The organism is Thermostichus sp. OS-CIW-32 (assembly GCF_054060415.1).
On record NZ_JBSSDD010000001.1, the window covers coordinates 540,634 to 550,572 of the forward strand.

A 9,939-nucleotide genomic window follows, 5' to 3' on the forward strand; every position below is an offset into this window, starting at 1 on the left:
ATATAAAGCAAGGGATCACCAACGACGTCAACGGCAAGGCAATCTCGAATGAGCTACGGACTTCTACAGCACTTCCCTTTGCCTCTCTTCATCGCTGGAGCCCTTCCGAGTTCAGCCGCCTAGCTAAGCTTTTGAATAGGAGCGATACGGGGATCCAAGATTTTCTGTTGACCGATAGCGGGAAACCTCACCGCAATCGTGACCCGTTCACCACTGCCGAACACATGGGTAATCTGGCCTTGTCCGAATTGGGGATGTTGCAAACGATCTCCAATCGCCCACTGTTCTGAACGGCTTTGGCGGCGATTGGGCCTGGCCTTGGGTGCATCTGAAAGGGACAGTCCACTGCCGTGGGAGAGCTGTCGAGAAACGGCTCCGCGTCTGTCGAATTCGATTAACTCTTGGGGCAGTTCACTTAAAAATACCGAAGGAATAGCTGGTTCGCGGTTGCCGTAGAGCATCCTTTCCCTGGCGTGGCTGATATACAACTGCTCACGGGCACGGGTAATGCCCACGTAGCAAAGGCGTCGCTCTTCTTCCAAAGCAGCGGGATCCTCCAAAGCCCGGAAATTGGGAAATAGACCCTGTTCCACCCCCACCAAGAACACAACAGGAAACTCCAAACCTTTGGAAGAGTGCAACGTCATTAGCGAAACTTTCTCAGCGCCTTCCTGAAGGTTGTCCAAGTCGGAAGCCAAAGACACATTGCTCAAAAAAGCCTCAAGGCTGGGATCCTCCTGTTCTTCCTCGAATTGGCGGGCGGCATTGTAAAGTTCCATCACGTTGGCCGCTCTTTCTTCGGCTTCGTCTGTACCCTGTGCCTTGAGATCCTCCAAATAGCCGGAATCCCTTAGCAACCCTTCGATAAGGGTGGCGGCTGAAGTCTGAGAAGCCTGTCGATGCCAGTGCTGAATCAACTGAGCAAACTGAATGACAGGCTTAGCCGAACGGCCCGCCAAGCTACTTACAGAGGTTTCATCGCTGAGAATTTCCCACAAAGGCACGTTGAGAGCCGCCGCCGCTTCGGTCAGCTTGTCCAGAGTAGATTTGCCGATGCCACGGCGCGGCACGTTAATAATTCGCAGCAGGCTAAAGGAGTCGGCAGGGTTAGCCACAACCCGTAAATAGGCTAGGACATCCTTAATTTCTTTGCGGTCGTAAAATCGCAGTCCGCCCACCACGGTGTAAGGGATCCCCCACCGCAGCAAGACCTCTTCAAAAGGACGGGATTGAGCGTTGATGCGGTAGAGAATGGCAAAATCTCCCCAGGAAAAAGCATTGGCATTTTGGCCGTGTAATCGTCGGATGGTATTGACGACAAACTCCGCCTCTGCAATCTCGTCATCCGCCTGATGAAGAAAAATCGGATTTCCTTGCTGACGGGTTGGCCTGAGAACTTTATCAATGCGCTCTGTATTTTTCTCGATGAGAGCGTTAGCTGCCTGCAGAATGGTAGCTGTAGAGCGATAGTTCTCCTCCAGCTTGATCAGGGTGCGGGTATCGTCATCGGGGAGACCATCGCCAAAGGTCTCTTGAAACTCCAGCAAGATGGTAAAATCTGCCCCGCGAAAGCGATAGATGCTTTGATCCGCATCTCCCACCACAAAGATGGATCGGTTTCTCCAGTCCAACTGAGATCTGCGGGTCTCGCCGTTGGTAGCCAGCAGACGGATTAGCTCATATTGAGTGCGGTTGGTGTCTTGGTATTCATCCACCAAAATGTGTCGAAATCGTTGGTGCCAGTAAGCCAACACCTGCTCGTTTTGTCGAAAGAGCTGCACCGGTATCCAAATTAAGTTATCAAAGTCCAGAGCATTGTTAGCGGCCAGTTGGTCTTCATAGATTTCATAGACTTGGGCGATGGTACGGCCACGGAAGTTGGGCTGATTGCGCTCCAGATCGGCAGGAGTCCAACCTTGGTTTTTGGCATTGCTAATGGCGTAGCGTACCGACCTTGGGTCGAACTTGCGCTCATCTAAGTTCAGTTGCTTGGTTACAATCTCCTTCACCAGAGATTGGGCATCTGATTCATCGAAAATTGAGAAATGTCGAGTCCACTTTCGCCCCTTGGGATCCTGATATTTTTCAATGTCCATGCGCAAGATCTGGGCAAATAAGCTGTGGAAAGTGCCGATCCAAAGGGGTTTAATCAGCCGATGGTAAACGCTGGATTTCAGCCGGGTGGCCTGGGCTGGCTCCAATTGCTCCAGCGGGATCCCAAAGTGTTCTTGAGCCTCTTGCTCGGCAAAGAGCTGCTCGATGCGCTCTTTCATTTCGCGGGCGGCCTTGTTGGTGAAGGTCACGGCCAAAATTTCTCCTGGATCCACCCGATAGTGGCGAACCAGGTAGGCGATGCGGTGGGTGAGGGCGCGTGTCTTGCCGGAACCTGCCCCAGCAACCACCAGCAACGGGCCACAAAAATGTTGCACCGCTTGCCGTTGAGAAGGGTTGAGGGCATCCAGCAAAGAGGCGTGAGTCATGGCCAGCAAACCAGAAACTGCCTTCCATTATGGTCACCAACCCAATGGGGATGAGAAGCCGAGAGGGCATTTTGGAGCACCAAAGATGAAGATCGGTTAAGATTTGGCCGGCCCGCTCCAGAGCTCCCCGCCATGAACCGAGTGCTGTCCTGCTGCTGTGCCCCGGCTAACCGCTGCTGGCTTTGCGTTCAAAAGAGACTTGTGGCTTTGGGGTTTGCCACCCTTGCCCTGCTTTCTCAAGGTGCGTTCGATCCCGCCCAAGCTGGCAACTGCCCCAGCAACGGCAACCCCAAAACATCTCTTGACCTCAAGGTGGAAAGCGTTTCTGGGGATCGGCTTGACCTAAGTCGGTATGAGGGCATTCAAGCGTTGATCTTGACCAACAGCCAAACCCGCTCGCAATCGGAAGCCCTCTCCAAAAGTTTGGCCCTGGAGTTTGGGCAAAACCCTCGGCTGCGCCAGATCGTGCTGGTGGATGGCAGGGGGCTGCTGCTGGTGCGCCACTTGGTTTTGCAGGCCATCCGGGAGAGTGTACCGACGGATCCCCGCCTGGTTTCTCCGTTTGTGTATGTCTCGGTCGATTTTGAGGGAGCAACCATCCAGAAGCTGCAAGAAATAGCCGCTGCAACCTTGCCTGGGATCAATTTTCGCCAACAGGCCGCTTTGCTGCTTTTGGACGGCCAGGGAACTCTTCTGAGCGGATTTGCCGACTTGGAGCGATCCAACCTCAGCATTCGCCGGTGCATTCGCACCCTCATCGGATAGTCCCACCTCCTTTTCACACCGGGAACGTCTCTTTTCTGCCGCTCTGGCCCAACCGTTAGACTGGTCATACCGGTCATGTTAAAGCTTTGAGTCAACCGGTCGAACGACGGCTCTCTGTTCGCGGGATCCCATGCGCCGCCAGCTCAAAATCTTGAACCAAATCCTCGATTACAAGCTTGCCGACTTGCGGCTGTTTGGCCGAGCCGAGCTGAAGGGGCCTGTTCTCAACGTGCTGCTGGAACGGCTGCCGGGCGATGTGGTGGATACCCTGCAGGTGATGGAGGTGGTGCGCAGTGCGGTGGAAGCCTCTCTGCTGCAGGGGTTGCGCAAGGTCAACGTTTACCTTTGGTGCCGCGGACAAACCGAAGAAGCGCCGGAGTGGAGCGAAAGTTTTGCCGTAGAGCCATTGGTCTTGGCCCACCCCAAAGAGCCCCGGAATCTGGCTTCCAGCTACCGACAAGACTATCCCGGTATGCGGGTGCTGTTTTTCTGCTTGGGCATCTGTCTGGGCGGCCTTTACCTGTTGGGGGAGTGGGATCAGGCAGATTGGATCCCAGTTGCTGTGGCTTTCGTCTTAGGGGTGGTGTTCCCTTGGCTCAAACGATTCCTCAACCGATGGATTCACCCCCTGTTCCTGCGCCTCGGCCTGGGGTTGGGCTTGGTCTTGTTGGGCCTGGCGTTGGCGCTGATCTGGCGGCAGGGCTGGAGCGTTGCCTATGGGATCCTCGGCCTGCTGGCCATCCTCCTGTTGGGTCTGGGAGCCTAGTTCTCAACCGGCAGTGGTGCCGCTGAAGACGTGTAGGGCAGGGCCGGTCATCCACACGTGCTGTGTGCTCGGATCCCAGCGAATTTCCAGATTTCCTCCCGGCAGTTCTACTGTAGCTTGCGATTCTGCGCGCTCCTCCAAAACAGCAGCCACCAAAACAGCACAGGCACCCGTCCCACAAGCCAGCGTTGCCCCTGCTCCCCGCTCCCAAACCCGTAGGCGCAGACGAGTCGGGCTGAGCACCTGCACAAATTCGGTGTTGGTGCGCTCAGGAAAGGCCGGATGATGCTCAAACAGGGGGCCCACAGCTGCCAAGTCCAGCTCCTCCAGGGATCCCTCTTCTTCCAGGAAGACCACACAATGGGGGTTGCCCATGCTCACCGCCGTCACCCGCCACTCTCGCCCGGCCACTGCAAGCGGCTGCCGAATGACCTTCTCATCCGGTTCGACCAAGGTGGTGGGGATCTGCTTGGCCAAAAGGCGAGGGATCCCCATGTCCACTGTGACCAGCCCATCTGCCCGCACCTGCGGCACGATTCGCCCCGCCAAGGTGTGGATCTGGTAGACGCCATCCCGACCTGGGATCCCCAAGTCCTGCAGAAAGCGGGCCAAACAGCGGATCCCATTGCCGCACATCTCCGCCTCGGAACCGTCGCTGTTGAAGAGGCGCATGCTGAAATCTGCCCCCTCCTGCCCCGGCAGCAGGAAGATAACCCCATCGGCTCCTACCCCAAAGCGGCGATTGCAAAGGGCGACGGCCTCTTCCGGGCTCAAGCAGGGTTGAGACTGCCGGCGGTTGTCCACCAAGATAAAATCGTTCCCCAACCCCTGGTACTTGTGAAAGGAGAGACGGGGGGTCAACCGAGCAGACATTTACCCAGATATCCCAACGACAGGCCTTAATCCTCGTGCATCTCGTAGGGATCCTGCAAGTCCTTGGAAGGGGGGCCAAAGGCTGTGTAGATGGCAAACGCAGTGATGCAGATGGTAACTGCCGCAATCGCCACAATCAGGGAAAAGGTGGGCTCCATATCGTTGTCTTTGATCCTGAGAGTATTCGACTACAGTATTACACAAGTTTACAATTCATTGCTCAAGGCAAAAGGGGTTGGCCAGATTCTGATAGCGTGATTTTAATGGGGTGGCTGTCTGGGCGGTGCCGAGCACCAAGGATCCACCGCCCGGGTTGGTCATCTTCGACTTCATCAATGTGTTCTGTTCCTAACTTACTGCGAGAACCTATGGCCATTCGTACCAGACTGGGCGATCTGCTGCGTCCCCTCAACTCGGAATACGGTAAAGTGGCTCCCGGCTGGGGCACCACGCCCCTGATGGCGGTCTTCATGGCCCTATTCGCCGTCTTTTTGTTGATTATCCTGCAGATCTACAACAAGTCGCTGCTTTTGGAAGACATTAACGTCTCCTGGGAGAGCCTCAGCTTTTGAGTTCCCAGGCCCTACTCTGGAGAAAATCCCCGTCCCGCCAGACGGTTGCAAGCGGGATCAAGGCAGCTCCTCTTCTCCTCCGAGCCGATGCCTTCAGGGTGCTGGCTCCAGGCGCAGCAGGGATCCATTCGGGGCGTCCGTCAACAGGTAGAGCAAGCCATCCGGCCCCTGCCGCACATCGCGAATGCGGCCCACCGCCCCTTCCAGCAGGCGCTCTTCCGCCACCACCCGCTCTCCATCCAGTACCAAGCGCGCCAGGTGTTGCCCGGCCAGCGCCCCCACAAATAGGTTGCCCCGCCATTCGGGGAAAGCCTCCCCTGTGTAGAAAGTCATGCCAGAAGGAGCGATAGAGGGCGTCCAGTGCAGCAGAGGGGAAGCCAAGCCGGGAGCTGCCGCCAGTCCTTGGCCGACGGGTTCTCCCGTATATTCTCGACCGTGGGTGATTAGGGGCCAGCCGTAGTTGACGCCGGGGGCCAAGATGTTGATCTCGTCCCCACCCTGCGGCCCATGTTCATGGGACCAAATCGCTCCCGTCTCGGGGTGGCGGGCCATTCCCTGAATGTTGCGGTGGCCATAGGTAAAAGTTTCCGGCAAAGCCCCTGCTTGGCCGACAAATGGGTTGTCCGCCGGGATCCCGCCCGCATCCGTAATGCGCAACACTTTACCGGCAGAATCCCCCAAATCTTGGGCTCGATCCCGTTCTCCCCGGTCTCCGGTGCTGATGTAGAGGAATCCTTCTTCGTCAAAGACCAAACGGGAGCCAAAGTGCTGCCGGGCAGGGGTTTTGCGCTCCATATCAAAAATCACTTCCAGATCCTGTAGGCCCCCTTCCCCCAGACGGGCTCGCGCCACCCGCGTGCCTCCCCCACCGGGCCCAGGCGCTGCATAAGACAGATAAATCCAGCCGTTCTCTGCATGGTTGGGGTGCAAGGCGATGTCCAGCAGGCCCCCCTGCCCCTGGGCAAACACCTCGGGCACACCGGCTATTGGCTGGGGATCCAACCCCTGGTCGGTAACCCGGCGCAGCCGGCCTGGTCGTTCGGTTACCACGATTGTCCCATCTGGCAGAAAGGCCATCCCCCAAGGGTGCTCCAAACCCTGGGCCAAAGTAACCACCCGAAACGCTTGCTCCGTTCTGGCCCTGGGCAAGGCTTGGGTATGATCCCCCTGTTGCAGGGTCATCACCATCTCCGGGCTGACCGGGTAGGCCGCCACGACAGCGGGGACGGACACCCCCCCAAAAAGCAGCAGTGAGGAGAGAAGCTTGATCGCCGGGATCCTCATGGCCATTGCCGCCTCGTTTTCGCGATGGATTCTGGGATCTGAGCTAACCGATTATTGCCGCTGCTCTTCTGGAGATGGGTACCGATGAGGGTAAAACCCACTGCGGACCAGAGTGGGCAACCCCCTGTCCCCTCCCGGCCATAGGCTAGCCTTGAGAGCAGCAATCTGTCTCCAAAGCATGCTGGAACCTGGCGAGATCTTGGGACTCGATCCCGCGGGCGCGAACGGCCAATCCCCCGCCCGCCCGCCCCAAAGGCCAACCTGCGGATCCCTGCAGCAGCTCCAGCCCCACTCCAGAGGGATCCACCTCATCTGTGCCCAGGGCCGCTGGTCTATGCAGGTGCTCACCCCCCGTCTGTTTCGGCTGCGCTTTAGCCCCAGCGGAGCGTTTTTGCCCTGTCGTTCCTGGGATGTGGCTCCAGCCGATGAAGAGTGGCCGCCGGCTCCCTTTGAACTGCAGGAAAGCTCCACCCAAATCCACCTGTCCACCTCCCAGGTGCAAGTTCAGATCGATCGGGATCCCCTCCGGTTCAGTTTTCAAGACTCTCAAGGGCAAGAGTTTTGCGCCGATGTCTCCTCTGGGCTTACCTGGGGATCCGATAGCATCCGCCTGGTCAAACACCTCCACCCTGCCGAGCACATCTATGGCCTAGGGGAACGGGCGGGGCTACTCAACAAACGGGGTCGGCGCTACAGCCACTGGACTCGCGACTGCTGGAACTACGACGCCCACAGCGACAATCTCTACCAGGCCATTCCCTTCGCCCTGTTTCTTCGCCCCAACCTCTGCTACGGGCTCTTCCTGCACTGCACCCACTGGAGCCAGTTCGACCTGGGCCAGATCGATCCCGAGCAGTGGGCCATCGAGGTGCGCGCCCCCGAGCTGGATTACTACCTGATCTACGGCCCCACCCCGGCCTTGGTGCTCGAGACCTACACCCAACTCACTGGGCGGCCTCCCCTTCCTCCCCTCTGGGCCTTGGGCTACCAACAGTGCCGCTGGAGCTACGCCAGCGCCGCCCAGGTTCAAACCGTTGCGCAGCAATTTCGCCAGCGGCAGATCCCCTGCGACGTCATTTACTTGGATATCGACTACATGCGCGGCTACCGCGTCTTCACCTGGGATCCCCGCCGCTTCCCCGAACCGGCCCGGCTCATGGCCCAACTCCACGAGGCTGGCTTCCGGGTGGTAGCCATTGTGGATCCCGGCGTCAAGTTCGAGCCCGAAGCCGACTACGCCGTCTTCGACGAGGGCTTGGCCCAGGATTTCTTTATCCGCCGCGCCGACGGCCACCTCTTCCATGGCTACGTTTGGCCAGGCAAAGTCCTCTTCCCCGACTTCTTGCGCCCCGGAGTGCGGCAGTGGTGGGGATCCTGGCAACGGGTTCTCACCCAAGCCGGTGTGGATGGCATCTGGAACGACATGAACGAGCCGGCCCTCAACGACCGCCCCTTTGGAGACGGCGGCCAGATCGTCGATATCTCCCTCGATGCCCCCCAAGGCCCACCCGACGAACCCACCACCCACGCCGAAGTTCACAACCTGTACGGCCTGCTGATGACACGCGCTTCCCGTGAAGGCTTGGAACAGCTCAACCCCAACCGGCGCCCCTTCGTGCTGACTCGCTCCGGCTTTGCTGGGATCCAGCGCTGGGCTGCCGTCTGGACAGGCGACAACCAATCCTCCTGGGAACACCTGGAGATGTCCCTGCCCATGCTCCTAAACCTGGGCCTGTCGGGAGTTAGCTTTGTCGGCGCGGACATCGGCGGCTTCGGTGGCAATGCCACTCCCGAGCTGTTTGCCCGTTGGATGCAAATGGGAATTCTTTACCCCCTCATGCGCGGCCACAGCGCCCTGGGCACCCGCCCCCACGAGCCCTGGAGCTTTGGCATCGAAGTGGAAACCATCTGCCGGCAGGCCATTCAGTTGCGTTACCAGCTGCTGCCCTACCTCTACAGCCTCTTTTGGGAGTCCAGCCAAACCGGATCCCCCATCTTGCGCCCCCTTCTCTACGAGTTTCCCGACGATCCGCAAACCTACGAGATCTCAGATCAAGCCATGCTGGGATCCGCCCTCCTAGCTGCCCCTGTGGTTCGGCCTGGCGTGCGGTGCCGCGCTGTTTACCTACCCCAGGGCACTTGGTTTGATTGGTGGACAGGTCAGGCCCACACCGGCCCCCGCTACATTCTCGTCCCTGCCCCTCTCGAACAACTGCCGCTGTTTGTGCGGGGTGGCTCCGTTCTGCCTTTAGCTCCCCCCTGCCCGTCCACCGCCCACCTGCGCCGTGACCAACCGCACCTCAAACTCTACCCCGGCAACGGCAGCTTCACCCTCTACGAAGACGACGGGGAAACCCTCGCCCATCGAGCAGGAGCCTGGGCCACCACCCTCTTCCGCTTGCGACAGCAAAATGGCCAGCTCATTCTGGAGATCGAGGCCCGCCAGGGCAACTGGAGCCCGCCCCAGCGTAGCTGGCTTCTGGAGCCCCTTGGCCACACTCCCCTCTCCCTGCCGGACACCGGACAGCCGCAACGGGTTCTCTGGCCCACCCCAGAGGATCCCCCGTTTAGCTAATCGCCCTCACGGCCTCCAGCAGCTCCCGGTTGTCTCGCTTGAACAAGGGCAGCCACTCCACATGCTGGTAGCGTAGGATCCCTTGGCTATCCACCAAAAAATAGGCCCGCCGCGTCCCCAGCAGGCTGTCCACCCCGTACTGCTGGCTCACGGTTCTGTCCACATCGCTCAGCAAAGGAAACTCCAGCTTAAGCTGCTCGGCAAAGGCTTGGTGCCTGGAGAGGGGATCGCTGCTGATCCCCAAGATCTCGCAGCCCGCGGCCCGGAAAGCTTCCCAATCCTCCCGAAAGCAACGCATCTCGCTCGTGCATACCGGGGAAAAATCCGCCGGGTAAAAGGCCAGCAACACCTTGCTCTTGCCCCGGTAGGCCGCCAGTGAAATCTGGGCTCCCTTTTGGATCCCTTTCCCCACCGCAGGCAAGCTAAAGTCAGGAGCAACAGCCCCAATCACAATCCCCATAGACCCGTCTAACCCAATCTGAGCTCACTTCAACAGTCTAACGGTGGATCCGGATCCCTTCTGGCTTCAAAAAATTTTGGGTTGGATATCTTGACGGGGTGGTGGGGGTGGGGATAGGGTAGTAAAGCGCCACAAGGCCACCCAGCCCCGGCGCCCCAGAACCT

Annotated in this window: 9 protein-coding genes; 4 read left to right on the forward strand and 5 right to left on the reverse strand. The window is 58.7% G+C overall.

Annotation, left to right across the window (positions count from 1 at the left end; all coding sequences use genetic code 11):
- Positions 1-119 precede the first annotated feature (119 nt).
- Positions 120-2,480, reverse strand: coding sequence for a DNA helicase PcrA (pcrA, locus tag ACVWY8_RS02465; RefSeq protein ID WP_457391944.1), 2,361 nt, complete (start codon positions 2,478-2,480; stop codon positions 120-122).
- A gap of 132 nt (positions 2,481-2,612) precedes the next feature.
- Between pcrA and ACVWY8_RS02470 the strand changes: the two genes are divergently transcribed.
- Together ACVWY8_RS02470 and ACVWY8_RS02475 are read left to right on the forward strand one after the other, a co-directional pair.
- Positions 2,613-3,245: a hypothetical protein gene (locus tag ACVWY8_RS02470; protein ID WP_457391941.1), complete on the forward strand. Its 633-nt coding sequence runs from the start codon at positions 2,613-2,615 to the stop codon at positions 3,243-3,245.
- 130 nt (positions 3,246-3,375) lie between these two features.
- Positions 3,376-4,011 carry a hypothetical protein gene (locus ACVWY8_RS02475; RefSeq protein ID WP_457391939.1) on the forward strand — a complete coding sequence of 212 codons (636 nt, stop codon included), beginning with the start codon at positions 3,376-3,378 and terminating at the stop codon, positions 4,009-4,011.
- 3 nt (positions 4,012-4,014) lie between these two features.
- Here the strand turns inward: ACVWY8_RS02475 and dapF are convergent, their stop codons facing one another.
- Both dapF and psbN read right to left on the reverse strand, forming a co-directional pair.
- The gene (gene dapF / locus ACVWY8_RS02480; RefSeq protein ID WP_457391936.1) at positions 4,015-4,884 is read right to left on the reverse strand and encodes a diaminopimelate epimerase; all 870 of its coding nucleotides are present in this window, start codon (positions 4,882-4,884) and stop codon (positions 4,015-4,017) included.
- A 26-nt stretch (positions 4,885-4,910) separates the two neighbouring features.
- On the reverse strand, positions 4,911-5,042 hold the full coding sequence (gene psbN, locus ACVWY8_RS02485; protein WP_011432995.1) for a photosystem II reaction center protein PsbN: 132 nt from the start codon (positions 5,040-5,042) through the stop codon (positions 4,911-4,913).
- 210 nt (positions 5,043-5,252) lie between these two features.
- On the opposite strand from psbN, the gene psbH reads away from it, so the two are divergent.
- Positions 5,253-5,456 carry a photosystem II reaction center phosphoprotein PsbH gene (gene psbH, locus ACVWY8_RS02490; protein ID WP_011432996.1) on the forward strand — a complete coding sequence of 68 codons (204 nt, stop codon included), beginning with the start codon at positions 5,253-5,255 and terminating at the stop codon, positions 5,454-5,456.
- 93 nt (positions 5,457-5,549) lie between these two features.
- On the opposite strand, the gene ACVWY8_RS02495 is transcribed toward psbH, so the two are convergent.
- Positions 5,550-6,638: a PQQ-dependent sugar dehydrogenase gene (locus tag ACVWY8_RS02495; RefSeq protein ID WP_457392668.1), complete on the reverse strand. Its 1,089-nt coding sequence runs from the start codon at positions 6,636-6,638 to the stop codon at positions 5,550-5,552.
- A 214-nt stretch (positions 6,639-6,852) separates the two neighbouring features.
- Between ACVWY8_RS02495 and ACVWY8_RS02500 the strand changes: the two genes are divergently transcribed.
- Positions 6,853-9,315, forward strand: a complete 2,463-nt coding sequence (locus ACVWY8_RS02500) for a glycoside hydrolase family 31 protein (protein WP_457391934.1) — start codon at positions 6,853-6,855, stop codon at positions 9,313-9,315.
- Here ACVWY8_RS02500 and ACVWY8_RS02505 read toward each other — a convergent pair.
- Entirely contained in the window at positions 9,308-9,775 is a 468-nt protein-coding gene (locus ACVWY8_RS02505) for a peroxiredoxin family protein (protein ID WP_011432999.1), read from the reverse strand. The two genes, ACVWY8_RS02500 and ACVWY8_RS02505, sit on opposite strands and share 8 nt — an antisense overlap.
- Between the last annotated feature and the right edge of the window lie 164 nt (positions 9,776-9,939).